Genomic DNA, 26,724 nt, shown 5'->3' with positions numbered 1-26,724 from the left:
TTAATTGATTTCAAATGGTCCAAATTTTATTTGACAATCATTTCTAGTTTCTGCCAGTTCTAAATAAACTCCAAATTGGTAACTGAGTTGATTTATGTATTCGTTAATCTTTATCAAGTCAAATTCCTTTTTTGAGTTTTTCCATTGCATTTTCATTTCTATTTCCAATAGATTGTCAGTTGTATTTCTCTTATGAACTATTACATCTGGATAAACTGCACTAGTTTCTTTTCCATACTTCTCAAAATCTAGTCTTTTTCCAATTTCGTTCCCGATTATATCTTCGCCATAATCATTTAGCATTCTATTATACTCAATATCTACAACATAATCTTGGTCATTAAAGTGCTTTTCTAAATAAAGAGCAAATCTGTGAGCAATAGACCTTTCGTGTAAATTGTATGTTTTGAATATGATTTCAGAATCCTTTTCATACAATTCGTCAATTGTAAGTTTGATTTTTTCCTCTATTTGTTCTTTTGAGTAGCTCATTTTTTAGCTTGTGCACAACGGTCTCGTATAACCGTCAGTTACGGGATTAAAGTTAATGTTTTTTGATTAAGCACTGACGTTAGCAATTCCGAGTGGATTCGAACGTAGTCGAATCCGCCGTAATTGCGGTTATACATCTTAAGTTTACAATCCATTACATTTAGACTATTAATCAGAAAGCACAAAAGAGAGGATTAAGGTTAAGTTATACAGTGAAGCACAGACTTCGACAACAATGATAATCCCCTCTCTTTTCTACTTAGATATCGTTCAGTTCTGTGAGCCTTTAGAGCTCGTTTTTAAGTTGTTGATGCTAAAGTAGATTGTCCTTTCAAAATCACTTCATATGACTAAAGATAAAGAAATTTATGGTATAGACATCAGTAAAAAAGCGTCTTCGATGTTTATAGTACAGCGAGTGGTCACAATCAATTAAACAATGATGACAAAGGCTTTAAGTTACTTTTAAAAGCATTACCACAAAATGCACTAGTAATAATGGAAGCCACGGGCTACTACCATTACCGATTAGCGCAGTATTTGCACACGCATGGTGTGACTGTCTCAGTTGTTAATCCCTTATCTGTAAAACGCTTTATCCAGATGCGCTTGTCAAAAGTAAAGACCGATAAGAGCGATGCAAAGGCCATATGCGATTATGGTGAGCACAATGCTGTTCCTTTGTATAGTGCCTTAACAGAGGTTCAGGCAGAATGTTTGCAGCTTTTCAGGTTATTGGATATTTATATAAAACAGCGTACAGCCATCAAAAACAAGATCAAAGGAGAAGAAGCCTTAGGGAAACCATCACGTTTTGTGTATCAATCGCTCAAAAGAAACCAAGGATACCTTACCAAGGAAATAAAAGGCTTAGAAGAGCGGCTTTTAGAACTGGTAAAAAGCGAACAGCAAGACCAACTAACACTATTGAAGAGCATCCCAGGAATAGGAGTAAAAAAAACAGCCTTATTTTTAATAGTACTAACAGATGGCTTTAATAAGTTTGAAAATGCTAAACAATTGTGCAGTTATGTTGGTATTACGCCAACCATAAGAGCATCTGGCAGTAGTGTTAGAGGACGAAGTAGGATCAGTAAGATCGGAAACAGGAAATTAAGAAACCTGCTTTTTTTATGCGCATTTTCAGCATGCAATCATAACAAGGCTTGCAGAGAGTTATACGAGCGTATTATAGCCAAAGGCAAGAGTAAAAAATTAGCCTTAATCGCGGTAGCTAACAAGCTACTGAAACAGGCCTTTGCTATTGCTAAATCAAAATTACCCTTTGATGAAAATTATGTGTCAAATTTAAACTAGAAAAGCTTGGTTTTTAACTCAGTTCTTTGTTGTGCAACGTTTTTTAATTCGTTTTAAATGTTCTTATTAGATTCTCTAATTCGCAAAGTTCCTTTTTTCCGTATTTGCCTTTACTTACAGATAAATTTAAAGTATAAAATAAATTTTCTGTTGGATGTTCGGTCGTTATATACAAAGTTAAAGAAGGAATTGAATCATTTTTAAAGTCAACCAAATTCCATAAAGATTCTATTCCGTTTATTTTCGTTGAGCCAGATTCTATAACATTGTATTTCGATTCTATATCAGCTTGCATTTCTTTTTTACTCATCCAGTTTTCAGTTTTAGTCAATTCCGTAACTCCAAATGATTTAAAACTATCTCCATCGAGTAGAGCTCCAACAATTCCATTACCCAATTCGTCTGTGTGAAGATTTGGTTCCCAATTTTCATTCGGAAAAGTTACTCGGAATCTGTCAAGATTGTCGGTTACTTCAATTCCCTTTTCTAAATCTATTTTCACGCATTCACAATCAAAGAGAAAGTCCGATTTTTCTTGGCAAGAATAGATAGAAATTACTAATGTCAGTAAAATTAATATTCGGATTTTCATTTTTTGTCAAATGTTGCACAACGGTCTCGTATAACCGTCAGTTACGGGATTAAAGTTATTGTTTTTCGGTTAAGCACTGACGTTAGCAATTCCGAGTGGATTCGGACGTAGTCGAATCCGCCGTAATTGCGGTTATACATCTTAAGTTTACAATCCATTACATTTAGACTATTAATCAGAAAGCACAAAAGAGAGGATTAAGGTTAAGTTATACAGTGAAGCACAGACTTCGACAACAATGATAATCCCCTCTCTTTTCTACTTAGATATCGTTCAGTTCTGTGAGCCTTTAGAGCTCGTTTTTAAGTTGTTGATGCTAAAGTAGATTGTCCTTTCAAAATCACTTCATATGACTAAAGATAAAGAAATTTATGGTATAGACATCAGTAAAAGCGTCTTCGATGTTTATAGTACAGCGAGTGGTCACAATCAATTAAACAATGATGACAAAGGCTTTAAGTTACTTTTAAAAGCATTACCACAAAATGCACTAGTAATAATGGAAGCCACGGGCTACTACCATTACCGATTAGCGCAGTATTTGCACACGCATGTGTGACTGTCTCAGTTGTTAATCCCTTATCTGTAAAACGCTTTATCCAGATGCGCTTGTCAAAAGTAAAGACCGATAAGAGCGATGCAAAGGCCATATGCGATTATGGTGAGCACAATGCTGTTCCTTTGTATAGTGCCTTAACAGAGGTTCAGGCAGAATGTTTGCAGCTTTTCAGGTTATTGGATATTTATATAAAACAGCGTACAGCCATCAAAAACAAGATCAAAGGAGAAGAAGCCTTAGGGAAACCATCACGTTTTGTGTATCAATCGCTCAAAAGAAACCAAGGATACCTTACCAAGGAAATAAAAGGCTTAGAAGAGCGGCTTTTAGAACTGGTAAAAAGCGAACAGCAAGACCAACTAACACTATTGAAGAGCATCCCAGGAATAGGAGTAAAAACAGCCTTATTTTTAATAGTACTAACAGATGGCTTTAATAAGTTTGAAAATGCTAAACAATTGTGCAGTTATGTTGGTATTACGCCAACCATAAGAGCATCTGGCAGTAGTGTTAGAGGACGAAGTAGGATCAGTAAGATCGGAAACAGGAAATTAAGAAACCTGCTTTTTTTATGCGCATTTTCAGCATGCAATCATAACAAGGCTTGCAGAGAGTTATACGAGCGTATTATAGCCAAAGGCAAGAGTAAAAAATTAGCCTTAATCGCGGTAGCTAACAAGCTACTGAAACAGGCCTTTGCTATTGCTAAATCAAAATTACCCTTTGATGAAAATTATGTGTCAAATTTAAACTAGAAAAGCTTGGTTTTTAACTCAGTTCTTTGTTGTAAGCAGTTTTTATTCTTTTATAGGGTTCCTAAATTCAGTTTTAATTTCAGTCGGTTTTTTGCTAAATTCTATTGCGTTTAAGTCCGTTTTTAAGCTCAAAAGAGTTTCCACCATAAACTTATCCAAGTCGGATGGAATTTCCATTTTACTGTCTCTAAATTGATTAATTAAAACACTTAAATATTCCGAAATTGTCTTTTGTCCGTCAGCATCTAAAAACATTTCTTGATGCCAATAATCCATTGTTGTCATTTTAATTTTTCCGTCAGAGTCTTTTTCCAACAAAGCGATTTGTTCGGGATTTAACCAATTCCATTTTTTTGTTCGTACAAAGTATTTTTCCTTTTCAGAGTATGATTTTATAAAATCAAATTCAGGTAAATCTCTTTTCTTTTTTAAGAAACTAAACATATTAATTCAGTTAGATTTCGGTTTTCGCAAATTGCTTACAACGGTCTCGTATAACCGTCAGTTACGGGATTAAAGTTAATAATTTTCGGTTAAGAACTGGCGTTAGCAATTCCGAGTGGATTCGGACGCAGTCGAATCCGCCGTAATTGCGGTTATACATCTTAAGTTTACAATCCATTACATTTAGACTATTAATCAGAAAGCACAAAAGAGAGGATTAAGGTTAAGTTATACAGTGAAGCACAGACTTCGACAACAATGATAATCCCCTCTCTTTTCTACTTAGATATCGTTCAGTTCTGTGAGCCTTTAGAGCTCGTTTTTAAGTTGTTGATGCTAAAGTAGATTGTCCTTTCAAAATCACTTCATATGACTAAAGATAAAGAAATTTATGGTATAGACATCAGTAAAAGCGTCTTCGATGTTTATAGTACAGCGAGTGGTCACAATCAATTAAACAATGATGACAAAGGCTTTAAGTTACTTTTAAAAGCATTACCACAAAATGCACTAGTAATAATGGAAGCCACGGGCTACTACCATTACCGATTAGCGCAGTATTTGCACACGCATGGTGTGACTGTCTCAGTTGTTAATCCCTTATCTGTAAAACGCTTTATCCAGATGCGCTTGTCAAAAGTAAAGACCGATAAGAGCGATGCAAAGGCCATATGCGATTATGGTGAGCACAATGCTGTTCCTTTGTATAGTGCCTTAACAGAGGTTCAGGCAGAATGTTTGCAGCTTTTCAGGTTATTGGATATTTATATAAAACAGCGTACAGCCATCAAAAACAAGATCAAAGGAGAAGAAGCCTTAGGGAAACCATCACGTTTTGTGTATCAATCGCTCAAAAGAAACCAAGGATACCTTACCAAGGAAATAAAAGGCTTAGAAGAGCGGCTTTTAGAACTGGTAAAAAGCGAACAGCAAGACCAACTAACACTATTGAAGAGCATCCCAGGAATAGGAGTAAAAACAGCCTTATTTTTAATAGTACTAACAGATGGCTTTAATAAGTTTGAAAATGCTAAACAATTGTGCAGTTATGTTGGTATTACGCCAACCATAAGAGCATCTGGCAGTAGTGTTAGAGGACGAAGTAGGATCAGTAAGATCGGAAACAGGAAATTAAGAAACCTGCTTTTTTTATGCGCATTTTCAGCATGCAATCATAACAAGGCTTGCAGAGAGTTATACGAGCGTATTATAGCCAAAGGCAAGAGTAAAAAATTAGCCTTAATCGCGGTAGCTAACAAGCTACTGAAACAGGCCTTTGCTATTGCTAAATCAAAATTACCCTTTGATGAAAATTATGTGTCAAATTTAAACTAGAAAAGCTTGGTTTTTAACTCAGTTCTTTGTTGTAGGTAGTTTTTTATTTTTCATTCAGTTTGTCAAAATATTTTTTCCGATAAAACTTATTCACATCTCTTTTTATAGTGTCTGTTTGTGATTTTACAATATAAAATTCAAAATCAGAGTCAGTTTTCTTAAACAAAGAATCGCCAACATTCAGTTTTTCGTGTATAAAAAAAGGAACTTGTTTTTCCCATTTATTGTCAATTAGAATTGGTCTTGTTCGTCCGTTATCTTTTTCAGGTAATAAGCTTGTTATTTTTCCAGAGTAAGAGTTATTTCGGATTTTTTTATATTCTTTTTCAAGATAGCTTTCCGAATTGTTTTGAATTAATGAGATAGAAACAATTACAATGAAAATCGGAATAAACACAAATGCAAGACTTTTTCGGATTGTTTTTTCTTGTTTTCTCAATTCATTCTTGTTTTCCATTCTGATTGGTCAAATTACCTACAACGTTTGTGTATAAGCGCAGTAAGGGGATTAAAGGCTTATATTTTCCGTTGTGTATTAATTTTGCTGTTTACTTTTTCTTTAGGCTAAACAACTTCTCCCTTATTGCGTTTATACGTTGTTGTAGGTAGTTTTTATTCCTTTTTCATATTCAACACATCCTCACCATCTTTTCTGAATATAGAACCTGTTCTTCTCCATTTCATTTTTTGTCCGTCGACACAGAGAATATAGGCACCATTTCCCAACTGTTCAGAAACTTCAAGCAAGATTATATTATCTTGTTTTACTTCCATATCCACAGAGATATGTTTTTTCAAATCATCTACTGTTGAACCCATTCTTTTCCAAGACTTACTAGTGTTATATTTCGGTTCTTTGAAGTCTGTTCCGACTGTACAAGTATTATTGTTTTCTGTTTTATCGTATTCCCAAGTATTATCAGATTTTAGGATAACCTTTTTTCCGTCTTCGGTTGTTGCTTTTATATCCTGACCAAAAGAATATGTCGACATTAGTATTAATCCTAGTAAAAATAATTTTCTCATAATAAAGATTTTTAATTGTTTATATTTGATTTTAAATTTTATACTATGGAAAATACAAAGTTGTTGGAAATTATAAAACTACAATCAGATATAATTCTTAAATTAAGCAGAAAACATTTAGAATCGTTACCGAAATCAACCCCTGAATATAAAGATTTTAGTGATTTAATAGATTCTTTAAAAGTGCTTACTAAAAGTATCTAACATAGCTTTTATTTTTAAGTCCCATTTAAAGTCTATATACTCGTCATTATGTTTCATATTTTCGAGTTTGTCCGCCATTCTATTAGCCTCTTCTGTATTTTTTTCTCTTAACTGTTCAACTATGTACTTTAGTTCGTAATGGTCTGCCATTTTGTTCGTGTTGTAATTACCTACAACGGTTTTGTGTATGGCTTGTTGCGGGAAATTCGCGAGAATTTTCCGCCGTTGACCAAAGATAGCGAATAAGATTGAATTTCCGCGAGGAAATTCAGCCGCAATGAGCTATACACGTTGTTGTGCGTTCGTTTTTTATTCATTCATATATTTATGTAAAAATTCAAATGCTATCATATGATTTTCAACAGGAAATTCACCTTTATTTATATCATTCAGTTCAGAAACTAACTTACGAAAAGTAGGATTACTGTTTTTTGGAATTGAATTATTTGCAAAAGCAGAATCTTTATAGAATTGTTCTTTTAATTTTAATTTATCCAAATTAAGATTATTAATAAATTCCATTGCTTTTTTGTACTTACTGTCATAGAATCGTTCATCACTTTCTTCAATAAAATTTTTGCCTTTTGTATTTAGGTCATATAAAATTCTGCTCATAGTCTGAATTAATGATTCTTCTGTATTTTCAAATCTATAGCAAATGTTTTTTGGAAAAGTAGTTGAGTCGATAAAGGAATTTTCCAATCTCAATTGCCGATTTAATAAACCATTTATAAACATATAGGTTATTCTTTAAGGATTTATTCACGATAGAATGTAGCGTACAATAAATTTTTCCTTTTTTGAAATGAACCTTAATTTTCATTGTATCAAAAGCTTCGACACTTTGAGGTTCTCTTTGAAAATAGTAAATCCTATCATTATATTTTGAAAAAATGAAACCTAAATCATTTTCCGAAATATGATTAATTATAATTTCTCTTAATGACTTTTTATTCAGAAGAATTTTCAAATTTCACTTGCTTTTTATTTCGTCCGTTAAATGACGCACAACGGTCTCGTATAACCGTCAGTTACGGGATTAAAGTTAATGATTTTCGGTTTAGTACAGACGGTAGCAATTCCGAGTGGATTCGGACGTAGTCGAATCCGCCGTAATTGCGGTTATACATCTTAAGTTTACAATCCATTACATTTAGACTATTAATCAGAAAGCACAAAAGAGAGGATTAAGGTTAAGTTATACAGTGAAGCACAGACTTCGACAACAATGATAATCCCCTCTCTTTTCTACTTAGATATCGTTCAGTTCTGTGAGCCTTTAGAGCTCGTTTTTAAGTTGTTGATGCTAAAGTAGATTGTCCTTTCAAAATCACTTCATATGACTAAAGATAAAGAAATTTATGGTATAGACATCAGTAAAAGCGTCTTCGATGTTTATAGTACAGCGAGTGGTCACAATCAATTAAACAATGATGACAAAGGCTTTAAGTTACTTTTAAAAGCATTACCACAAAATGCACTAGTAATAATGGAAGCCACGGGCTACTACCATTACCGATTAGCGCAGTATTTGCACACGCATGGTGTGACTGTCTCAGTTGTTAATCCCTTATCTGTAAAACGCTTTATCCAGATGCGCTTGTCAAAAGTAAAGACCGATAAGAGCGATGCAAAGGCCATATGCGATTATGGTGAGCACAATGCTGTTCCTTTGTATAGTGCCTTAACAGAGGTTCAGGCAGAATGTTTGCAGCTTTTCAGGGTATTGGATATTTATATAAAACAGCGTACAGCCATCAAAAACAAGATCAAAGGAGAAGAAGCCTTAGGGAAACCATCACGTTTTGTGTATCAATCGCTCAAAAGAAACCAAGGATACCTTACCAAGGAAATAAAAGGCTTAGAAGAGCGGCTTTTAGAACTGGTAAAAAGCGAACAGCAAGACCAACTAACACTATTGAAGAGCATCCCAGGAATAGGAGTAAAAACAGCCTTATTTTTAATAGTACTAACAGATGGCTTTAATAAGTTTGAAAATGCTAAACAATTGTGCAGTTATGTTGGTATTACGCCAACCATAAGAGCATCTGGCAGTAGTGTTAGAGGACGAAGTAGGATCAGTAAGATCGGAAACAGGAAATTAAGAAACCTGCTTTTTTTATGCGCATTTTCAGCATGCAATCATAACAAGGCTTGCAGAGAGTTATACGAGCGTATTATAGCCAAAGGCAAGAGTAAAAAATTAGCCTTAATCGCGGTAGCTAACAAGCTACTGAAACAGGCCTTTGCTATTGCTAAATCAAAATTACCCTTTGATGAAAATTATGTGTCAAATTTAAACTAGAAAAGCTTGGTTTTTAACTCAGTTCTTTGTTAGCCACTGGTTTTTATTCAATATAATCATTCACGTCATCTTCAGGAATCCATTCTTTCATTTCTGGCAAAACTCTTTTTTGCATAAATTCAAAAAAATCCAAATGTTCAGATTCGATAATATCCCAACCTTTCACATTTGTCCCGAATGAAGGATGAAAGACTATTACATTTTCTTTTACTTCTCCGTTTACAATTTCAAATCCAACAAAGGTGTCCATATCTTGCCTGCGTCCGAAAGTCAGAACTTCTCGATTCTGCTCGCATTCAATTTTAAATCTTTCGTTGATTGATGAATTAGGATTAATTTCCGTTTCAAAATTCCAAGGAATGAATTGGGTTAAATTCAGTTTTGCAAACCAATTATATGAATTAGGTATTTTGTAGTTCATCTGTTTCTTCAACTTGTGGCTAACGGTCTCGTATAACCGTCAGTTACGGGTTAAAGTACGCAAATTTTTCGGTTTGGCACTGACGTTAGCAATTCCGAGTGGATTCGGACGTAGTCGAATCCGCCGTAATTGCGGTTATACATTGTTGCCTACAGTTGTTTTTTATTCGTTCATTTTTCGTTTTCGTTTTTTTGTCAGAGTTTGAGTGAATAATTTTTTCCGTAAAATTGCTCAATTCCATTCAGTTTTTAATTCCATTAGAGTGAGTTTTTAGGTTTATTTCAAACTTTTCGCAACGTTATTAAATTTCGATTGCGATTAGATTCCGCAAACTTGCTCTAAATTCCGTTATGTTTTTCAGTCCGATTTATTTTCTCTTTGTTTTTTTCTATCTCGAATTGTTAAAAACATTGCTAAAATTATAAGTGCACTTGATATAATTCGCATCCAAAAGCCCAAATCCATTTCATCTGAAGTGAAAATAAAATTCAGAACAATTAAAATCAAACTTGCGATAATTATTATCAATGGTAAATTCTCTTTTTTCATTCGTTTAGTTTTTTCGCAATTGTAGGCAACGGTTTCGTATAACCGTCAGTTACGGGTTAAATTAGCGATTATTTTCGGTTTAGCACAGACGTTAGCAATTCCGAGTGGATTCGGACGTAGTCGAATCCGCCGTAATTGCGGTTATACATTGTTGGCAACTGGCTTTTTTATTCAATTATTCTATCACTTTTAAATCTATAAAAGAAATCAGTTGTATCTTTTTTTAGTAATTCGTAAATTTTAGAATTCTCATATTTATAAAATTTTTGCAAATTCCAAGCGTCTGAACTAAAAGCTATAACTTTGTCCTCCATCACAAAAAAATTCCCTTCTTCATCTGCCTGATTTTCGATGTCGAAATAATATTTCTTTACAGTTAATTTTTTGTTTTTGTCAGAATACTGTTTTTCGGAAACTAATTTTGCAGGAATTTTGTCAATCAGAATTTGGGAACTATCTTTTTGATTGATTTCGAAAGGGTAATCCATAATTATTTCATACTCTCCATCACTATCAAGTCCAAATAAGTGAAAGTTTATGCTGTCATTTTTTCGGATAGTTAAAGTTGTTGAATCAGAATGATGAAATTTGCTTTGTGAAAATTCTTCAATTACTACTGGAAATGTTTTTTCGGTCAATTCATTTTTCATTTCGGACTTGCAAGAGGTCAGAATTACGATTGTGGATAATATTCCAATTATATGTTTGTTATTGAGTTTCATTTTCAGCTTGTTGCCAACGGCTAGTATAAGAATAGTAAGGGATTAAAACGCACTTACTTTCAAGTTTAGCACTTAGCCAAATTTACAATTTTTTCTTTAATTTTCTTTAAACCGTCAAATTGTAAATTTGGCGGACTTTGTTAATATGCACCGACTTTGGGTTTGGCACTTAACCCTTATTATTTTTATACCGTGTTACCTGCTGGCTTTATTATACCCATAATTTTTTTAACTTTTAATTCAGTCATTTATTTTGGCACTCGAATAAATCCTATTATCCTAATTTCTATCTAATTTCGAGTTACTTATTACTTCTTAGTTGAATTATCAATACGTATAAAATTATAGACACCTTTTCCTTCAGCGATTAATTCATCATTTTGGAAGGCTTTCATTTTCGTAACAAGTATTCTATTTCCCAATCTAACAATTTTACCTTCTACAATTATAGATGATGCTTCTGCTCCTTTTAGATAATCTATTCTTAAATCAATTGTTGCTAATTTATCGTCAAAAGATTTGAAATGAGTTCCGCCAGCAATTCCACCAACTGAATCCATTATTGTTGCAATAATTCCTCCGTGCCATCTATTTTTTCTAATGTCTCCAACAACTTCATCTCTAAAAGGGACACTTACTCTTACAAATCCTTTTTCTATGACTAACAATTTTAGTCCTAAAAAATTATGAATTGGAATATTTTTTTCAATTACTTGTTTAATAAATTCTATGTTATTTTCTATCATTTCTTTCGGTTTTAATCTTTGTTTTTTGCTTGCTGGTAACGGTCTTGTATAACAATCAGTTGCGGATTGGTTAAAAACTAAGATAGCTAAAATTACCGACTTTTGTGCTTGCGCGGTTGTGTCCGCAGGACACAAAGCCGCAATTGTTGTTATACGTTGTTGGCAAACGTTTTTATTTTACATATTCTAATTGTTCTCTCATAGTTGAGAAAAAACCTTGAAACCATTTTACCATTTTAGAATTATCATCAATTAAATGGATATGACCACCATCATTCATCCAATTGCCATTCATAGGAAAGTGTATCCTATTTAAATCAATTATTTTAGATTTCTCTTCATTTAGAATTTGAGCTGCAAAACCCTCCTCTTTATCGTCTTCAATTAATTCTGTAAATGTATTCTCTATTGCTTGGTTTGAAGTTATATGCCAATGCGGTTGTGGATGTTTTTCATCTGGATTATTATAATCATCCCATTCAGCTCGAAATAATTGATTTTTAATATCGTCATCAGCATCTCCTTGAAAAATCGAAATTGTTATAAAAGAATTTTTATCTTCAAATCTTATTTCTAAATAAACCCAATAATCATCAAACCATTTTAAAACAGAAACTTCAGCTCCATAGCTTTTATAATTATTTAAAGCTTTTGAAGCGTTATTTCCTTTCAATTCAAACCTATTGGCTTTTGTTAGGTGTAAATAAAAAGTTGATTCTAGAAAAAAAGCTTTACAACTTTTATTAATATCATCTATGAATTTCAATTGTTCTATCATAGAAATAAATTAAATATTTGGATAGAAATATCTCTCTAATATATTATCTGAAATAGATTTGGTGTAAATGTTACCCTCAGAAATTTCTTTTCCAATTTCAACCATTTGTTGATAACCATTGGAATTTTTAACTTCGTCCCTATGAACATTTGGGATAGGTATATTCCTAGTATATTTTTTTCCTAAATCCCATCCAGAAAGTAATTCTTTTGAATAAATGGCTAAAAGTTTATTAAAGAATACACTGCTGAAAAGTGCTAAGTAAAAAAAGTAATCATCTTTGGTGAAATTCTTTTTAGGTATCCAAGCATTCCCTCTTTCTACAACAAAATCTCCTTTTTTATCTAAACCAAACCTTGCTGAGTTACCGAACTCAGCTGATATTAATTTTAAACTAGGTTTTCTTAACCAAGCTCTATGTTCGCTTAAATGCCACCAATTAGATACATCTTTTCTTGCTCTATTTGATAATTCAATTTTGTCTTTCAATATTCGTCTGTAGAATGTTGGGACTTTTTCTGCCAATTCATCCTCCGTGACAATTTGCAAACCATTTTCATTATAAGGATACCACACATAGCTAGTTACATAGATTTGCCCATTCTTAAAGGACTCGTTCTCCGTTGCAGGTCTAAAATAATATTTCTCTTCGTCTGGTAAGTTGATGTAATCTTTTACAGAAATTTTGAAAGCCTTGTTGTTCCCAGTTCTTATACCTTGTTTGACATTAAAAATATCAATAATTCTAGATAATTTTTTTTCTACAACGAATCTTTCTATATTTTTATATAAATCGTGATTTTTTATAGAAATTGGCATCCAACTTTCTTTTAGAATAGGAAAGGATATTGGCTGATATACGCTATAATTTGGATTATTTATGGTTATTTGGTTATTGTAAAGTGATTTTCTGAAATCTCGTAAAGCTTCTTGCGCAATTCCTTTTTCATTTTTAGTCCAAATAATAGTTGGGATGTGGTTAGTTAAAGGTTTTTTACCAACTATAAAGCTAACATCAGTTAATGCATCTTCAAAAATGAAATTTCCTAATTTAGCTAAGAGTTTAATATCAATTAAATCTTCTGTATCTGTTCTTAATTTAGAATATGAATCTAAAGTTAGAATTGAAGATGGAATTACACATCCTAGGACTCCATTTTGATTAAGACTATTTATAGATTTGTAGTAAAATGCACTCGCTTGATTTGGTTTTTTTCCAATAAAACTATTGCCTAAAGCATCTTTAATGGCATCTCTTCTTGATTTTGTATTTATAAGTTCCCAAGACGAAAAAGGCGGATTCATAAGAATTAAATCATAATCATTATCCCAATTTTCTAATAAAGAGTCTTCAACAATTTTAAGATTAAACTCTAATCTATCATTCCATATTGTCCTTTTTTCGTAGGTAAGTAAAAATCTTGAAGTATTTATTGCTGTTTCTGAAATATCCCAACCAAAAATTTTTACTTTACCTTGATAATTAAGTTGTTTTAACTGTTTTAAAACTTCTATTAAAAATTCAGATGAACCACAAGCAGGATCAAGAATTTTCAATTCTTCAGCTTCTAAATTTGTATTACGTAATGAATTTTCAACAATAGTTCTTGATAAAAAAGGTGGCGTGTAGTGTATACTAGAATAGAGGTTTATCTTTGTATTTAAGCTGCTAGATGTACCACCAAATAAATTTTTTTGAGGATTGAAGAATAATACTTCTTTCTGAGCTTCTTGAAATAAAATACCGGCTGAATGTCTAATAATCAAATCAAAATCTGGCTTTATATTTGAAAATCCACCTTGAATTTGTTCTATGTAATAATCAAATCCATCTGGGATATCAATGTTCTCAAGGCCCCATTTTTCAGTATCTAAATTATTAATATCATCTTCTAAACTAGTTAATAATCCAAAAAGCAAATTCAGAGCCTGAACTGGATTGGATTTTTCAAATGTCAAGTTTCTGAATTGACGAAAAATATCAATAACAAATGGTACTAAATCTTTAGAGGACTTATAATTTTTGGATAATAAGTAGTTATAAAATTTATTGAAGTTATCTGCAACAATTTTTTGTGAAACTGTTTCAGTTTTTTCATTTAACCAATTATGAATATGGATATTCTCATTCTCTACAGTAAGAAAGTTTTTTGTACTACTTGACCAAGACTTCGAATAAAAATCAAAGTTATCTGTTTCTAAACCAGTTGTTTTAAGACAAAAATCGCCATTACCGCCATTTAACATCATATGGCCTCCATCTTCATTCAAAGGATTTAAATGAATTGGTAGAAGACCTAATTGCTGTTTCCAGACTTGTATGTCGAATAGATTTTTCATTTGAAAACAAAAATATAATTATTTTTATTTTGTTAGTTGATTTTTGAATTTGTTTTTCAAATGTTTGCCAACGTATTTGTATATGACAAGTAGCGTGCAAGTTAGCGATTATTTTTCGGCTAAAAACAAGCCAAATTTTTTGTATTTTGCTTTTACCTTTTTTGTTCAAATGCCAAATCAAAAGATTTGGCGACTTTGTAAAGATACCAAAATTTTCGATTTAGAAACAACGCAGCTATTTGTTATATACGGTGTTATGCACTGGTTTTTTATCCTAAAGTAATTTTCATAAATGTATGAATATAATTACAAATCAAATGAACAATTATTGGAAGTATAATTCCTTTATTTTTATCTTTTAAATATCCAAGTACAATTGATGAAATAGCTACTAAAATTAATGACATTATTGCGAATGAGGGTTGCATTATAGTAAAAAACCCTAAATGGGTAATCCAAAATAATATAGATGCAAAAATATTTCCACGACTTATTATTCTATTATCTTTAAAAAACTGATTTATATAGGTTTGTATGAAGCCTCTGTAAATAATTTCTTCTCCAATCGATGAGATAGTTATTATCAAAATAAACGAATTAAGATTTTCTCTTATATAATTAGCATAATCTTCTTGGTTAGAAAAAGTTATGGAAATATAGTTAGTTATGACGAATAGAGAGAATAAGAATAGTATAATTAATAATTGTCGTTTTGAAATTTTATTTATCTTAAAAATATTCCATTTTTCGTTTTTATAACGTGAAATTAGTGTGAGAAATGATAATAAAGTAAAAGATTTGAAAATTAGGTTTGGGAAAGGTTTTTCGAGATATACTTTAGAAAAAATTTGCAGAATGGCTCCAATCGAAAATATGAGAATAAAATAAACCAATGGCACTAAATATGGTTTTATTTTATTGTTTATTTTCAAATTCACTTTTTTTATTTAATCGTTTTGCTTTTAACTTGTGCATAACGGTCTTGTATATGGCTCGTAGCGTGCAAAATAGCGATAACTATTCGGTTAAGCACAAGCCAGATTTTTAAATTTTACTATTTATCTTTTTATTGGAAATCGTCAAATTTAAAAATTTGGCGACTTTCCAAATATGCCTTAACTTCGATTAAGCAACTACCAAGCTATGAGCTATATACGTTGTTGCCCACAGTTATTTTCACAAACTGATTGTCCCAAATATTCCAACCGTTGTCAAATTTTTATGCTTTTGTTTGTTATTTACGATAGTGTTATTCGTTGTTTCAAAACTGTTAAAATCTGATTGTGCGCTTAAATTAAATCCGATAGCAAATCTTTCATCAATTTGATATCCAAGTCCTAAACCTAATTGTGCTCCAAAATTTAATCCTTCATAAATATCATCTCTTGTTGTTAATAAATATCGAAATTCATCTTTAACAATTGTTTGTCCATAAAACCCAAAATTCGCAAAAATTACTAGATTTTCAGAAAAGTTTTTATTTGCTGTTAAAAGAAGAGGAATTTTAACAACATTTCGTTCGTGATAAAAATTGCCTGTTGAATTATAACCAGCACCGCTTAACTCTGAATACCCAATTCCAGATGCTATACCTATATCATTCCATATTTTGTAATTGATTAGAATTTCAGCCGTATTTACATTTAAATCATAATCAAGTTCCAAATCATTTTGGACTTTCGTGTAACCTATTCCTCCATAAGCGATAATACTAAATTTCGAATTTTGGTTTTCCTCTTGAGATTGAACAAATGAAATTGAAAATAAGAAGACATATGTGAAGATAAAATTGAGTTTTTTCATAAGTTTTGTTTTAATTCTTGATTTTAATTTAGTTCGAGTTTTTTTATAATTGTGGGCAACGGTCTGGTGTATGATTTCGTTGCGTGTTTAAGCAATAAAGTTAGTAAATAATTACAGATAGAAAATTCCAGCGAAATTTTCGTAAGTAAGCCTTTACTAGCAATGAATTATACACATTGTTAGGCAACGTTTATATTATTAAAAATTTGCTCTACTGTAAAACCAAACATCTTCATAAGGGAAATACATCGATTTTATTTTAATCCAATTATATGTCATTGTATTATCGAGAATATTAGAGTGCGGACTATTTTTTCCAACTCTAATTTCTCTGATACTACCATTTTTATTATATAGAAAAAATATTGGGTTATTATTTTTTCTATAAAGAATTTTTACTGTTTTTGAGTTATCCACCTTAGAAAAATCATCTTCTTCTTTGAATGTGTCAATTTGTATTATTTTATTGTTCTCGTTTTTCTGAATCCTCTCTTTTTTTACTAAGCTATCACTTTGATATGAATAAATTATTTCAGGTGCTTTATATTCTGAAAAACGATTAGTAATTATTATGTAGTTATCTAATTCTTCACTTAAACTTTTTAATATAACGTCATAATTTTCTTCTTCATCTAGGTAGTAAGTAACGCTATGAATTTCGTTGTTTTTATGTGTTTCTATTTTTTTTAAAATAGTATCCCTGTAAATGTGCTTGTTATAAATATCTAATAGACTTAAAAATTCTTTGGATGTTTTTGTACCAATTACTGTAGTATAATTGTGTCTTTTTTGTTCTCTACTTTTTAGATTTTTAATGTAAGAATTTGATGGTCGTAGTTCATCATCTTCTAAGTAGCTAATATCTTCTAAAGGAAAATATTTTTGCTTAATTGTATTAAATTCAGAAAGTTTAAAGGTTTCGATTTCTTCTATACTTCCAGTTTTATCGTGCTTACATACAAAACATTCATCTTCATAATTTGTATAATATTTACAGTAAAGGGTTAACTTATTTGAAGAATTAAAATGATGTTTTACGAAGTAGCTATTTTTAGAAAAGCTATAACTGCTTTTGTGACCCTCAAAGTTCATATTTGGTTTGTCTTCATATCTTTCAGCGATTAATTTATCATCTAATAAAACACCTGTTTGATAAATTATATTTGTTGTTCCATATCGTTCTGTTTCAAATACCTTGTAGTTTTTATACTCTTCAATATCTGTAAATGTTGACTGACTATTAGTTAAAGATGAAGCTTCTTTCCCATTATCTAGTTTTATTAGTTTAGGATTATCTACTATGTTTCTTAAGGAATCTTTCTTTCTTTTTGATGGATTAAAATATTCTATATTAAAATTTTCGAGTCTATTGTGCTTTGATTTTTTATATAGCAATTCATCATTATAATAGCCTAATTCGTAATAAACATATCTAGTTTTTTCTGCTTGTTCCTTAGTTAAAGGAAAGCCTACCATAGTTTCATACTCAAACCTATTTGCCTTTTTTTGAGATGAGCAACTTTGTATAATTAGAATAAGAAAGAAATAAAGAAATATTTTCAAAATAGTTAATTTCATTGTCGTAGGTCAAAATGTTGCCTAACGGTTTGTGTATGGTTAGTTGCGTGTTTGAGCAACTAAGTTAGCAAACAAATCACAGATAGAAAATTCCAGCGGAATTTTCGTAAGTCGGCAGTGACCAAGCAATTAATTATACACAGTGTTGTAGGTAGTTTTTACTTTATTCGTAAATTCTATTTAGTATAAAATTAATTTCACCATAGTCCACAAAGCTTTGTGCTAAAACCATTTGATTTTCGGTAATATCGATAATCTTGAATCTTTCTTTTACATTTTTAGAGCCAAGAATATATGCTAAAGTTAGAGAGTCATTTTTAATCAGATAACTTCCGTTTACATTACCCTGGACATTACCTGTAATATTAACCTTATTGTCAGATTTAAAAGTATAATCAGTAGAAAGTGCTATTTTTTCCGATTGAGTGAAATCACTATCTACTTTCATATCCATTGTCTTAAATTCGACTGTTTCCCATTTTCCTATAATTTTGTCATTTATTGAATCACAATTTAACAGAAAAATAATGATAAGAATACAAAATATTTTTTTCATAAGAATTGATTTTTAAATTACCTACAACGTATTTGTATATGACAAGTAGCGTGCAAGTTAGCGATTATTTTTCGGCTAAAAACAAGCCAAATTTTTTGTATTTTGCTTTTACCTTTTTTGTTCAAATGCCAAATCAAAAGATTTGGCGACTTTGTAAAGATACCAAAATTTTCGATTTAGAAACAACGCAGCTATTTGTTATATACGGTGTTATGCACTGGTTTTTTATCCTAAAGTAATTTTCATAAATGTATGAATATAATTACAAATCAAATGAACAATTATTGGAAGTATAATTCCTTTATTTTTATCTTTTAAATATCCAAGTACAATTGATGAAATAGCTACTAAAATTAATGACATTATTGCGAATGAGGGTTGCATTATAGTAAAAAACCCTAAATGGGTAATCCAAAATAATATAGATGCAAAAATATTTCCACGACTTATTATTCTATTATCTTTAAAAAACTGATTTATATAGGTTTGTATGAAGCCTCTGTAAATAATTTCTTCTCCAATCGATGAGATAGTTATTATCAAAATAAACGAATTAAGATTTTCTCTTATATAATTAGCATAATCTTCTTGGTTAGAAAAAGTTATGGAAATATAGTTAGTTATGACGAATAGAGAGAATAAGAATAGTATAATTAATAATTGTCGTTTTGAAATTTTATTTATCTTAAAAATATTCCATTTTTCGTTTTTATAACGTGAAATTAGTGTGAGAAATGATAATAAAGTAAAAGATTTGAAAATTAGGTTTGGGAAAGGTTTTTCGAGATATACTTTAGAAAAAATTTGCAGAATGGCTCCAATCGAAAATATGAGAATAAAATAAACCAATGGCACTAAATATGGTTTTATTTTATTGTTTATTTTCAAATTCACTTTTTTTATTTAATCGTTTTGCTTTTAACTTGTGCATAACGTGTTTGTGTATGATTAGTTGCGTGGTTCAGCAACTAAGTTAGCAAACTTTAACGAACCCGTGAAAATTCCGCAGGAATTTTAGCAAGTAGTGAAGAACAAAGCAATTAATTATACACGGTGTTGTGCGTAGTTTTATATTTTCATAATTCTCCATCCTTTACCTTTTCCCAAGAGCAAAATATCATTATTCGATGTTTCAAGTATTTTAATTATTCTATTTTCTGAACTTTTCGGGTCACCAAATATTCTTTTCTCTTCTAATTTACCGTTTAAATTTAAAACTAAATACATTGATAAAAATTGTTTATATGAACTTATTTCACCTACAAGATGTATCTTGTTTTCCTTTATTAAAATATCATAAATTTTACCATTTTTATATTGATCTTCATTAATTGTATGAGTGAATTCTGAAATTTTATCACCACCCTTTGAGAAAGTCATTATATTTAAATCAAAAGGTATTGAACCTTTGTAGTTATCGTATTCTGTAAAAGTCTGCGCTATTTTTTTTCTTTCTTTATTATCAAGAATAATTCCAGCTGTATATAACCGATTATTATAAATCGCAATTGTATTAAACATTTTATTAATAGGAATAATGTTTCCTTTATCCATTTTTATAGTCTGAATAGGAATGATTCTTTTTATTGATTGGTCTGTAATGTTATACATTATAATTGATTTTTCTTGAATCTCACAAATTCCTTGAGAGTCTCTTTTTTTACAGCCACTACCTATAATGTAAAAGACTTTATTCTGATTATCATACTCAGCATCAAGTATTTTAAAATCAAAATAATCTGTATAATCTCTATTAACCTTTATGTTCTTAGTATTTATCAAATCATTATTAAAGTAAGAAAGATTAAACATACTATTTGTTTGATAATTGTTGTATAATACTATAAATCCGTTTTTCTCTATTCCAACTTTAGGTTCATTTAAGCTATTTATGTCCATAGGTATTATAAGGTCATTAATAGTATTTAAATCATCATCAATTTCTCTTATCCATAATTTGCGTTGCTTTTCACCTATTTGTATTATTCTATCATTGTTAATTTTAAATATAGTTTCAAGTCTAGAGTGGTTTAGATTGTCATTTCCAGAAAATTCTTTTTTTAATAAGCTTCCATCAAAGGAAGTCTTTATAGTTGCTGAGCGTAATTCAGTTGAATCTGTTTTTGTGAATTTCTGACCAGTTATCAAAAACCCATCTTTCACTGTTATTGCATTTTTAGCAAAGTTGTTGTCTTTAGAAAAAAAGATAGTATCAAAAACTGTATTTGTGTTTTTTAAATTCTTTACAGAATATTTTTTTTTAATTGAGCAATTATGAAACAAAAGGCTAATAATCAAGAGTGTCATTATTGAATGTGATATATGGTTTTTCATAAATTGTTTGTTAATAAAGACTTTACAGTCGAAAAGGTAATTAATTAACTTAAAAAGTACGGTTGTTCAAATTACGCACAACGGTCTCGGCTATGAGTAGTTGCGTGTTTTAGCAATAAACTTTGCAAGTACACACCAAGTTGGAAATTCCACAGGAATTTCCAAAGTAGGCCAGAACAAGCAATTACTTATAGCCATTGTTGGCAACAGTTTTTATTAATTCAGGTTACAGTCTTTCGTTCAAATCTTGTCTTCCAACAATTGCCATTATTTCTACAATATTCTCATTTACTTTGAAATAAATGCTATCAACTCCACAAACACAGCGTCTGTAGTCTTTTTTTATATAGTCAACCGATTCAAATGAAAAAGGTCTTTGGGCAATTATTTCGAAATATTTAAAAAATGATTCAAAGTATTTATCCGCTTGAGTCATTCCAAATTTTTTCACACCGTAATGATGAATCCGTATCAAGTCATTTTTCGCTTCATTGCTTAATCTATATTTAGTCATTAAGCAAAGACTTTGATTGCGCTAAAATTTCATTTTTACTTTCACTTGTAAATCCGCTATTTTCGGCTTTTTCCAATTTAGCGCGAATCCAGTTAATTTCAACTTGTTGTTTTCGAGCTTGTCTAATTAAGTCGTTTACTAGTTCACTCTTACTTGAATACTCTTTTTTATCCACTTGGGTTTTCAGCCATTCATCGTTTGGCTTTGTAAATGATATACTTTGTCTTGCCATAATTTATTTATTTGATGTAAATATACACCAAATACGAACCATTTCCAAATTGTTGCCAACGTTTATGTATAAGATTAGTGGCGTGTTTAAGCACCTAATTTAGCAAATAAACACCAGATAGAAAATCCGCGAGGATTTTCGTAAGTAGGCGAGAACTAGCCATTAATTTTATACGGTGTTGTGTGCAGGCTTTTTCTTTTTCCATATTTTTCTAATATTCGGACTAATTATTTTCAAAATCAAATAGTCAATGATTAAGCTTACTATTAAAAAGATGTATTGATAATTCAAATCAATTTTATCTCCTAAATTTCCATTAATATATTCGGCCACCAGCCAAGTTGGGGCAATTCCTTTTGCATAATATGCTATAAAATAATTCCACGAGAAACTTTGTAAACCAGCAATTTTTGAAGTCGGTTCAGGTAGAGTCAAATAAAGAATTAGAAAAAACAAAATTTCAATTACTAAAAGCAAAATCAGCGATTTTTTAGTTTGATTAAGTCCAATAAAATTCTGATTTGGGTTTTTGAATCCAAATATTATCCAAGGAATTAATAATAGTATTGAAATCATCCTTCTTTAGTCCATTTTTTTGTTGAAGACTTATAAATTTTGGATTCTCCTACGCTCAATCCATACCAAACCATATATGTCGTGTCCGTTTCCATTTGATAAAAAGCAGGACTATCCATTTTTTCAGTCAATCCAAGTTCAGATACATTTTTTGGTAGTCGGTTATTTGTTTTCTTAAATGTCTCAACTTTCTCAATAAGCATTTCAGCGTATTCTTGTCGGTCATTTTTAAATTCGCAACTGTAAAGTCCAATGAACAGAATTATGGTCAATATTTTTATTGTCGATTTCATTTTTTCAGCTTGCACACAACGGGTTTGTGTATGATTAGTTGCGTGGTTAAGCAACTAAGTTAGCAAACTAATCACAGATAGAAAATTCCAGCGGAATTTTCGTAAGTAGGCTAGAACCAAGCAATTAATTATACACGGTGTTGTGCGTTCGTTTTTAATTCAGTTCGTATTCAGTTAATATACCTTTTAGTTCTTCCGATTTCAAAAGCGCATTTCTTTCCAAATGAGCAAACCCATATCCATTCCCCTGAACAAAAGCAGGTAAATACCTTTCTCCAATTTCTAAAATTATTCCAACGTCTATTAAGTTAGAAAATTCTTCGTTTGCTTTTTTAGCTTTATCTGAATTCGGTTTGCATATAATTTCGTCGTGATAACTACTTGTAGTTCCTTCGAGTAATTTTTCGATTTCACTTTTTCTTATTCCGGCTATTTTACTGAACATTCTGTTCCATTTAGAGTCGATTTTTTTGACTTTCGCAGGTTCAGTTATCGAATCGGTAAAGTATAAAAATGTCCGAACGGTTTTGACTTCTGTAATCGGTTTGTTTTCTGCAAGTACTTTTGCATTTTTATGGGGCGAATAGCTTTTTTTAAATTCTCGAACTTTTGCTGTCATAGCTTCGTCAGCTTTATTTTGCGAACTTGCAATTTCGGGCACACATTCCAACTCGATATAATATTCCTCAAACTCAATTATGACTTTAATAAATTCAGTCCATATTCGCTTTGGTTCAGAGTTTTTAAGTCTCTGAATAATATCTTTTTCTATTTCGTTAAATGTGTAGTTCAATTTTTTTCTCAAATGACGCACAACGGTCAAGTATAAGCGTAGTGCGGGATTAGAAGGCACTCACTTTCAACCTTGCCGAAAGTTTGGTAAATGTACAAATTTTAAATTTATCACTTCCGCCCCGAATTACGCTTATACAATGTTGTACGCTGGCTTTGTTTTTCGTTCCAATAATAACTATCGGGATAAATTCTTTGTCCGAAAATAGCTGTGCCTACTCTTACAATAGTTGCTCCCTCTGCAATGGCTGTTTCCATGTCGCCACTCATACCCATAGAAGCTCTTTCATTTCTACATTCGGAATGTTTAAAGCTATTATTTGCTGTTGAATCTCTTTAAGCAATCGGAAACATTTCCGCACTTTTTCGGTTTTGGCACTAAACAAACCAATCGTCATTAATCCTTTTATTTTTTAAGGTTTCAAACTGTGCTATTTGTTTTACTAATTCAATAGCTGTAAGGACTTATGCCAAATTTGCTTTCTTCAAATGAAGTGTTTATTTGATGGTTGTTGTTCATTGTTTTAATTCCCTGTTTTGGTTTTGTACGCTGTTGTTAATTTGTCTAAAAAGAAAAACAGTTTTTCATTCATTTCGGTAAAATCAAAACTCCGTATTTCGTCCGGCTTTTGAACATATCTATGGGTTGTATTCTTGGTTAAAAAATCTAATTCTTCTGCAATTAGCAATTCCACTACTTCGGGTGTCAGTTCCATATGACATTGAAAGCCGTAAACAAGCTCTGAATATTTTACTATTTGTCTTGGGCAACCTATGCTTGTGGCTAATATTTTGCTAGTTGCGGTAAGTCCGGGCATATCGTTGTGCCAATGTCCTACAGACAAGATTGAGCCGAAATGATTTATTTTATCGTCTTTTAATCCGTCTGCTGTAAGTTGTATGGGGAAAACCCCAATTTCCTTTTCGGGGCTATGGTCAAATTTCGCTCCCAAGGCTTCTCCTATGAGTTGAGAACCCAAGCAAATACCGACAACTGCTTTTTTATAATCGATTGCTTTTTTTATAAATTCAATTTCTGCTTTGGCATCAAAATAAGGGTACTCTTCTTTTGTTGTAACCGGACTTTGCGGTCCTCCTAATACTATCAATAAGTCAATATTATCTGCTGTTTCGGGCAAGGTTTGATTTTCAAATACCTTTGAAAAGGTAATGTTATGATTTCTTTGTTCTGCCCATTGCAAATAAGCACCTGGTGCTTCAAATGTTTCGTGTTGTATAAAATGTATGTTCATTTTCTTATTTTTTTAGTTTTGTTTTTCGTTCCAATAATAACTATCCGGATAAATTCTTTGTCCGAAAATAGCCGTGCCTACTCTTACAATAGTTGCTCCCTCCTCAATGGCTGTTTCCAAATCTCCACTCATTCCCATCGACAATTCCTTCATTTTAACATTCGGAATGTTTAAAACTATTATTTGCTGTTGAATATCTTTAAGCAATCGGAAACATTTTCGCACTTTTTCGGTTTCGGCATTAAACAAACCTATCGTCATTAATCCTTTTATTTTTAGGGTATCAAATTGTGCAACCTGCTTTACTAATTCGATAGCTTTGTCAGGACTTACGCCAAATTTACTTTTTTCAAATGAAGTGTTTACTTGTATCAATACTTCAATGGTTTTGCCTTCAAACCGTAAACGTTGATGTAATTTTTCTGCCAAATCCAAACGGTCAAGCGACTGCACACAAGTAACTTCATATTTCAAAATATCCTTGATTTTATTGCTTTGTAAATGCCCGATAAAATGATTGGTATGCGGAATTTCTTTTAATGCTTCATATTTTTCTTTGAGTTCTTGTACCTTGTTTTCCGCTATCAATGTATGCCCTGCTTGTAAGGCAATTTTGATACGCTCTGCAGGTACTGTTTTGGTGGCTAACAATAATTTTACTTCATTGGGATTACGGTTTGCCTTATAACAAGCTGTTGCTATACGTTTCTGAATCTGCTGTATGTTATTAATGATTTGAATTTGCATAGTTATCTGCGTAAAAGTTTTTGCAAATTTTCTTTTACATTTTCCCACTCTGAAAAGAGTATGGAATATCTACAAGAATTTCTAATGGTGTTGTCAATCGCCATTCTATCGGCACGTAAAACTCCCTCTAATTTTCCTCCAATACGTTCTATTGCTGCCTGCGAACGTTCGTTTCTTACGTCTGTTCTGAAGCATACTCGTAGTGCTTTCCAATCTTCAAACAGATTGGAAAGCAGTAGTAATTTAGTTTCGGTATTGATAGCGGTGCGTATTGCATTTTCACGAAGCCAGGTATGCCCTATTTCGCACACGTCTAAAACGGCATTTCTATCTAATGGGTGTCCGCTTTTCCATTCCCATTTTTCAATATTCCAATATCTTGTTGTTCCTTTTATCTGGTTGTCGTTTTTTCCAATAATAATCCAAGGAAAAACAGTTCCTGAGTTTCTGCCCTCAATGGCTTTATGCACGTACTTCGTCATTGAAGTTTCGTCTTGAGGGACATGCGTCCATTTATAAAGCAACGGATTTTCATTAGCTGCTTCAACAAGTCCTTTTATATGGCTGTGTTCCAAAGGTTTTAATAAAACGTATTTGCCCTCTAATACTGTTGTTTGTGTCATTGGTCTTTCTTTTATGATTATCAAAATGAGGCTAATCCGTTATAAAAACTTATGTGTTTTTATTTCCCTATTTCAAATCTTCTACATTATCCAGTACAAAACACTGTTCCCATTGGGTCATACCGATTTTTGGATAGTAATTCACTGCTTTTGGTGCGGACAACAAAATCAATTTCGCTTTTGGTGTATGTTTTTTGGTTATGCGGATGAGCTCCGTGCCTATTCCCATTTTCTGGTAGTTTTCATCTACGGCTAAATCTGAAAGATAGGTGCAGTAAACGAAATCCGTTAATGACCTTGATACGCCAATCAATTTTCCATTATCTCTTGCCGTTGCGATAAGGTTGGCGTGTTGCAACATTTGGGTAATTCTTTCGGGTTCGTTTACAGGTCGTCTTTCACCTAAAGTAGAATTTATCAATACCTGCGTAAATTCTTCTGCTCCGATTTTTTCTTCTATTTGATACGTTATCATTTTTGCTAATTTTTTGAATTTCAAAATATACTGTCTTTGGGTGCTTGTTCCCTTTCTGTCATTCCGTAATCTCTGATTACTGTGGCTACACGCAATCGGTAATTTTCAAATACAGAATTTCGTCCTTTTTCCTGTGCTTTCCTGTGTAATGTTACATTTCGCCATTGCTTTACACTTTCTTCATTTTCCCAAAAAGAGAGTGAAAGAATCTTGTCCGGATTAACCAAACTTTGAAAGCGTTCGATAGAAATGAAGCCCGAAATTTTACTCAATTCGGGTTTCAATTCCTGTGCTATGTCTAAATATTCATCTACTTTTCCGTTTTTCGGATATACTTCAAATATTACTGCTATCATCTGTTTC

31 protein-coding genes and 3 pseudogenes are annotated in these 26,724 nt (G+C 31.6%); 4 read left to right on the top strand and 30 right to left on the bottom strand.

The genetic code is table 11. The features are described 5' to 3' along the window. Positions 1–492 (bottom strand): hypothetical protein, encoded by a 492-nt coding sequence (locus AC2H4K_RS01315; RefSeq protein WP_493742748.1) that lies wholly within the window; start codon positions 490–492, stop codon positions 1–3. A 346-nt stretch (positions 493–838) separates the two neighbouring features. Between AC2H4K_RS01315 and AC2H4K_RS01310 the strand changes: the two are divergent. Beyond that, positions 839–1,809: pseudogene (locus tag AC2H4K_RS01310) on the top strand (IS110 family RNA-guided transposase). Between the two features lie 43 nt (positions 1,810–1,852). On the opposite strand, the gene AC2H4K_RS01305 reads toward AC2H4K_RS01310, so the two are convergent. Further along, entirely contained in the window at positions 1,853–2,401 is a 549-nt protein-coding gene (locus tag AC2H4K_RS01305) for a hypothetical protein (RefSeq protein ID WP_493742747.1), read from the bottom strand. Positions 2,402–2,750: 349 nt separating this feature from the next. Between AC2H4K_RS01305 and AC2H4K_RS01300 the strand changes: the two are divergent. Beyond that, positions 2,751–3,715, top strand: a pseudogene (locus AC2H4K_RS01300) (IS110 family RNA-guided transposase). 42 nt (positions 3,716–3,757) lie between these two features. Here AC2H4K_RS01300 and AC2H4K_RS01295 read toward each other — a convergent pair. Then, positions 3,758–4,159 carry a hypothetical protein gene (locus AC2H4K_RS01295; protein WP_243472769.1) on the bottom strand — a complete coding sequence of 134 codons (402 nt, stop codon included), beginning with the start codon at positions 4,157–4,159 and terminating at the stop codon, positions 3,758–3,760. A 369-nt stretch (positions 4,160–4,528) separates the two neighbouring features. Here AC2H4K_RS01295 and AC2H4K_RS01290 point away from each other — a divergent pair, with 369 nt between their 5' ends. Next, the gene (locus tag AC2H4K_RS01290; RefSeq protein ID WP_281141647.1) at positions 4,529–5,494 is read left to right on the top strand and encodes an IS110 family RNA-guided transposase; all 966 of its coding nucleotides are present in this window, start codon (positions 4,529–4,531) and stop codon (positions 5,492–5,494) included. Positions 5,495–5,537: 43 nt separating this feature from the next. On the opposite strand, the gene AC2H4K_RS01285 is transcribed toward AC2H4K_RS01290, so the two are convergent. The 4 genes from AC2H4K_RS01285 to AC2H4K_RS01270 all read right to left on the bottom strand — a co-directional run bounded on the left by AC2H4K_RS01285 (position 5,538) and on the right by AC2H4K_RS01270 (position 7,339). Further along, positions 5,538–5,951, bottom strand: a complete 414-nt coding sequence (locus tag AC2H4K_RS01285; RefSeq protein WP_281141653.1) for a hypothetical protein — start codon at positions 5,949–5,951, stop codon at positions 5,538–5,540. A gap of 155 nt (positions 5,952–6,106) precedes the next feature. Next, entirely contained in the window at positions 6,107–6,520 is a 414-nt protein-coding gene (locus AC2H4K_RS01280; protein WP_493742746.1) for a DUF3157 family protein, read from the bottom strand. 177 nt (positions 6,521–6,697) lie between these two features. Next, a complete protein-coding gene (locus tag AC2H4K_RS01275) occupies positions 6,698–6,874 on the bottom strand; it encodes a hypothetical protein (RefSeq protein WP_493742745.1) in 177 nt (58 codons plus the stop codon). Positions 6,875–7,033: 159 nt separating this feature from the next. Then, positions 7,034–7,339, bottom strand: a complete 306-nt coding sequence (locus AC2H4K_RS01270; RefSeq protein ID WP_493742744.1) for a hypothetical protein — start codon at positions 7,337–7,339, stop codon at positions 7,034–7,036. Between the two features lie 724 nt (positions 7,340–8,063). Between AC2H4K_RS01270 and AC2H4K_RS01265 the strand changes: the two genes are divergently transcribed. Further along, positions 8,064–9,029, top strand: coding sequence for an IS110 family RNA-guided transposase (locus AC2H4K_RS01265; protein WP_493742743.1), 966 nt, complete (start codon positions 8,064–8,066; stop codon positions 9,027–9,029). 43 nt (positions 9,030–9,072) lie between these two features. Here the strand turns inward: AC2H4K_RS01265 and AC2H4K_RS01260 are convergent, their stop codons facing one another. From AC2H4K_RS01260 to AC2H4K_RS01150, 23 genes and pseudogenes are all read right to left on the bottom strand, one after another. Beyond that, complete coding sequence (locus AC2H4K_RS01260) at positions 9,073–9,450, bottom strand: hypothetical protein (protein WP_493742742.1); 378 nt, start codon at positions 9,448–9,450, stop codon at positions 9,073–9,075. Between the two features lie 357 nt (positions 9,451–9,807). Then, positions 9,808–9,999, bottom strand: coding sequence for a hypothetical protein (locus AC2H4K_RS01255; RefSeq protein ID WP_493742741.1), 192 nt, complete (start codon positions 9,997–9,999; stop codon positions 9,808–9,810). Positions 10,000–10,166: 167 nt separating this feature from the next. Continuing rightward, the gene (locus AC2H4K_RS01250; RefSeq protein ID WP_493742740.1) at positions 10,167–10,721 is read right to left on the bottom strand and encodes a hypothetical protein; all 555 of its coding nucleotides are present in this window, start codon (positions 10,719–10,721) and stop codon (positions 10,167–10,169) included. A gap of 308 nt (positions 10,722–11,029) precedes the next feature. Beyond that, entirely contained in the window at positions 11,030–11,467 is a 438-nt protein-coding gene (locus tag AC2H4K_RS01245; RefSeq protein ID WP_272973347.1) for a hotdog fold thioesterase, read from the bottom strand. Between the two features lie 172 nt (positions 11,468–11,639). After that, positions 11,640–12,245 (bottom strand): hypothetical protein, encoded by a 606-nt coding sequence (locus tag AC2H4K_RS01240; protein ID WP_493742739.1) that lies wholly within the window; start codon positions 12,243–12,245, stop codon positions 11,640–11,642. 9 nt (positions 12,246–12,254) lie between these two features. After that, positions 12,255–14,585, bottom strand: coding sequence for an N-6 DNA methylase (locus AC2H4K_RS01235; protein ID WP_493742738.1), 2,331 nt, complete (start codon positions 14,583–14,585; stop codon positions 12,255–12,257). A gap of 269 nt (positions 14,586–14,854) precedes the next feature. Further along, on the bottom strand, positions 14,855–15,517 hold the full coding sequence (locus tag AC2H4K_RS01230) for a CPBP family intramembrane glutamic endopeptidase (RefSeq protein WP_194716517.1): 663 nt from the start codon (positions 15,515–15,517) through the stop codon (positions 14,855–14,857). A 244-nt stretch (positions 15,518–15,761) separates the two neighbouring features. Then, positions 15,762–16,388: a porin family protein gene (locus AC2H4K_RS01225; RefSeq protein ID WP_493742712.1), complete on the bottom strand. Its 627-nt coding sequence runs from the start codon at positions 16,386–16,388 to the stop codon at positions 15,762–15,764. 198 nt (positions 16,389–16,586) lie between these two features. After that, positions 16,587–17,951: a hypothetical protein gene (locus AC2H4K_RS01220; protein ID WP_493742737.1), complete on the bottom strand. Its 1,365-nt coding sequence runs from the start codon at positions 17,949–17,951 to the stop codon at positions 16,587–16,589. A 178-nt stretch (positions 17,952–18,129) separates the two neighbouring features. Further along, positions 18,130–18,522: a lipocalin family protein gene (locus AC2H4K_RS01215; RefSeq protein WP_493742736.1), complete on the bottom strand. Its 393-nt coding sequence runs from the start codon at positions 18,520–18,522 to the stop codon at positions 18,130–18,132. Between the two features lie 225 nt (positions 18,523–18,747). Continuing rightward, positions 18,748–19,410, bottom strand: coding sequence for a CPBP family intramembrane glutamic endopeptidase (locus AC2H4K_RS01210; RefSeq protein WP_194716517.1), 663 nt, complete (start codon positions 19,408–19,410; stop codon positions 18,748–18,750). A 180-nt stretch (positions 19,411–19,590) separates the two neighbouring features. Next, positions 19,591–20,856, bottom strand: coding sequence for a hypothetical protein (locus tag AC2H4K_RS01205; RefSeq protein ID WP_493742735.1), 1,266 nt, complete (start codon positions 20,854–20,856; stop codon positions 19,591–19,593). Positions 20,857–21,082: 226 nt separating this feature from the next. After that, a complete protein-coding gene (locus tag AC2H4K_RS01200; RefSeq protein WP_281141627.1) occupies positions 21,083–21,370 on the bottom strand; it encodes a type II toxin-antitoxin system RelE/ParE family toxin in 288 nt (95 codons plus the stop codon). Beyond that, positions 21,363–21,602, bottom strand: coding sequence for a ribbon-helix-helix domain-containing protein (locus AC2H4K_RS01195; RefSeq protein WP_121062756.1), 240 nt, complete (start codon positions 21,600–21,602; stop codon positions 21,363–21,365). The genes AC2H4K_RS01200 and AC2H4K_RS01195 overlap by 8 nt, the downstream gene beginning before the upstream one ends. Before the next feature lie 168 nt (positions 21,603–21,770). Further along, the gene (locus tag AC2H4K_RS01190) at positions 21,771–22,178 is read right to left on the bottom strand and encodes a hypothetical protein (protein ID WP_493742734.1); all 408 of its coding nucleotides are present in this window, start codon (positions 22,176–22,178) and stop codon (positions 21,771–21,773) included. Then, a complete protein-coding gene (locus AC2H4K_RS01185) occupies positions 22,175–22,471 on the bottom strand; it encodes a hypothetical protein (protein ID WP_493742733.1) in 297 nt (98 codons plus the stop codon). Before AC2H4K_RS01185 ends, AC2H4K_RS01190 begins: the two co-directional genes overlap by 4 nt. 154 nt (positions 22,472–22,625) lie before the next feature. Beyond that, positions 22,626–23,276, bottom strand: coding sequence for a hypothetical protein (locus tag AC2H4K_RS01180; RefSeq protein WP_493742732.1), 651 nt, complete (start codon positions 23,274–23,276; stop codon positions 22,626–22,628). A gap of 98 nt (positions 23,277–23,374) precedes the next feature. Further along, a pseudogene (locus tag AC2H4K_RS01175) lies at positions 23,375–23,768 on the bottom strand (alanine racemase); the annotation flags it as partial. Between the two features lie 19 nt (positions 23,769–23,787). Then, positions 23,788–24,516 carry a type 1 glutamine amidotransferase gene (locus tag AC2H4K_RS01170; RefSeq protein WP_493742731.1) on the bottom strand — a complete coding sequence of 243 codons (729 nt, stop codon included), beginning with the start codon at positions 24,514–24,516 and terminating at the stop codon, positions 23,788–23,790. Between the two features lie 12 nt (positions 24,517–24,528). Then, entirely contained in the window at positions 24,529–25,263 is a 735-nt protein-coding gene (locus AC2H4K_RS01165; RefSeq protein ID WP_493742730.1) for a YggS family pyridoxal phosphate-dependent enzyme, read from the bottom strand. 2 nt (positions 25,264–25,265) lie between these two features. Then, a complete protein-coding gene (locus AC2H4K_RS01160; protein WP_493742729.1) occupies positions 25,266–25,886 on the bottom strand; it encodes a GNAT family N-acetyltransferase in 621 nt (206 codons plus the stop codon). A gap of 67 nt (positions 25,887–25,953) precedes the next feature. Next, positions 25,954–26,361: a GNAT family N-acetyltransferase gene (locus AC2H4K_RS01155; protein WP_016775869.1), complete on the bottom strand. Its 408-nt coding sequence runs from the start codon at positions 26,359–26,361 to the stop codon at positions 25,954–25,956. Positions 26,362–26,381: 20 nt separating this feature from the next. Beyond that, positions 26,382–26,717: an antibiotic biosynthesis monooxygenase family protein gene (locus AC2H4K_RS01150; protein WP_016775870.1), complete on the bottom strand. Its 336-nt coding sequence runs from the start codon at positions 26,715–26,717 to the stop codon at positions 26,382–26,384. Positions 26,718–26,724 lie beyond the last annotated feature (7 nt).

The organism is Winogradskyella sp. 266wxhm, from assembly GCF_058964685.1.
The sequence above is the reverse complement of the archived record's forward strand: the minus strand, read 5'-3'. Positions and strand labels throughout refer to the sequence as shown.

Excerpts from the sequence above, each read along its gene's own strand:
- AC2H4K_RS01315 (WP_493742748.1), bottom strand. The coding sequence starts at position 492 with ATGAGCTACTCAAAAGAACAAATAGAGGAAAAAATCAAACTTACAATT.
- AC2H4K_RS01305 (WP_493742747.1), bottom strand. The coding sequence starts at position 2,401 with ATGAAAATCCGAATATTAATTTTACTGACATTAGTAATTTCTATCTAT.
- AC2H4K_RS01295 (WP_243472769.1), bottom strand. The coding sequence starts at position 4,159 with ATGTTTAGTTTCTTAAAAAAGAAAAGAGATTTACCTGAATTTGATTTT.
- AC2H4K_RS01290 (WP_281141647.1), top strand. The coding sequence starts at position 4,529 with ATGACTAAAGATAAAGAAATTTATGGTATAGACATCAGTAAAAGCGTC.
- AC2H4K_RS01285 (WP_281141653.1), bottom strand. The coding sequence starts at position 5,951 with ATGGAAAACAAGAATGAATTGAGAAAACAAGAAAAAACAATCCGAAAA.
- AC2H4K_RS01280 (WP_493742746.1), bottom strand. The coding sequence starts at position 6,520 with ATGAGAAAATTATTTTTACTAGGATTAATACTAATGTCGACATATTCT.
- AC2H4K_RS01275 (WP_493742745.1), bottom strand. The coding sequence starts at position 6,874 with ATGGCAGACCATTACGAACTAAAGTACATAGTTGAACAGTTAAGAGAA.
- AC2H4K_RS01270 (WP_493742744.1), bottom strand. The coding sequence starts at position 7,339 with ATGAGCAGAATTTTATATGACCTAAATACAAAAGGCAAAAATTTTATT.
- AC2H4K_RS01265 (WP_493742743.1), top strand. The coding sequence starts at position 8,064 with ATGACTAAAGATAAAGAAATTTATGGTATAGACATCAGTAAAAGCGTC.
- AC2H4K_RS01260 (WP_493742742.1), bottom strand. The coding sequence starts at position 9,450 with ATGAACTACAAAATACCTAATTCATATAATTGGTTTGCAAAACTGAAT.
- AC2H4K_RS01255 (WP_493742741.1), bottom strand. The coding sequence starts at position 9,999 with ATGAAAAAAGAGAATTTACCATTGATAATAATTATCGCAAGTTTGATT.
- AC2H4K_RS01250 (WP_493742740.1), bottom strand. The coding sequence starts at position 10,721 with ATGAAACTCAATAACAAACATATAATTGGAATATTATCCACAATCGTA.
- AC2H4K_RS01245 (WP_272973347.1), bottom strand. The coding sequence starts at position 11,467 with ATGATAGAAAATAACATAGAATTTATTAAACAAGTAATTGAAAAAAAT.
- AC2H4K_RS01240 (WP_493742739.1), bottom strand. The coding sequence starts at position 12,245 with ATGATAGAACAATTGAAATTCATAGATGATATTAATAAAAGTTGTAAA.
- AC2H4K_RS01235 (WP_493742738.1), bottom strand. The coding sequence starts at position 14,585 with ATGAAAAATCTATTCGACATACAAGTCTGGAAACAGCAATTAGGTCTT.
- AC2H4K_RS01225 (WP_493742712.1), bottom strand. The coding sequence starts at position 16,388 with ATGAAAAAACTCAATTTTATCTTCACATATGTCTTCTTATTTTCAATT.
- AC2H4K_RS01215 (WP_493742736.1), bottom strand. The coding sequence starts at position 18,522 with ATGAAAAAAATATTTTGTATTCTTATCATTATTTTTCTGTTAAATTGT.
- AC2H4K_RS01205 (WP_493742735.1), bottom strand. The coding sequence starts at position 20,856 with ATGAAAAACCATATATCACATTCAATAATGACACTCTTGATTATTAGC.
- AC2H4K_RS01200 (WP_281141627.1), bottom strand. The coding sequence starts at position 21,370 with ATGACTAAATATAGATTAAGCAATGAAGCGAAAAATGACTTGATACGG.
- AC2H4K_RS01195 (WP_121062756.1), bottom strand. The coding sequence starts at position 21,602 with ATGGCAAGACAAAGTATATCATTTACAAAGCCAAACGATGAATGGCTG.
- AC2H4K_RS01190 (WP_493742734.1), bottom strand. The coding sequence starts at position 22,178 with ATGATTTCAATACTATTATTAATTCCTTGGATAATATTTGGATTCAAA.
- AC2H4K_RS01185 (WP_493742733.1), bottom strand. The coding sequence starts at position 22,471 with ATGAAATCGACAATAAAAATATTGACCATAATTCTGTTCATTGGACTT.
- AC2H4K_RS01170 (WP_493742731.1), bottom strand. The coding sequence starts at position 24,516 with ATGAACATACATTTTATACAACACGAAACATTTGAAGCACCAGGTGCT.
- AC2H4K_RS01165 (WP_493742730.1), bottom strand. The coding sequence starts at position 25,263 with ATGCAAATTCAAATCATTAATAACATACAGCAGATTCAGAAACGTATA.
- AC2H4K_RS01160 (WP_493742729.1), bottom strand. The coding sequence starts at position 25,886 with ATGACACAAACAACAGTATTAGAGGGCAAATACGTTTTATTAAAACCT.
- AC2H4K_RS01155 (WP_016775869.1), bottom strand. The coding sequence starts at position 26,361 with ATGATAACGTATCAAATAGAAGAAAAAATCGGAGCAGAAGAATTTACG.
- AC2H4K_RS01150 (WP_016775870.1), bottom strand. The coding sequence starts at position 26,717 with ATGATAGCAGTAATATTTGAAGTATATCCGAAAAACGGAAAAGTAGAT.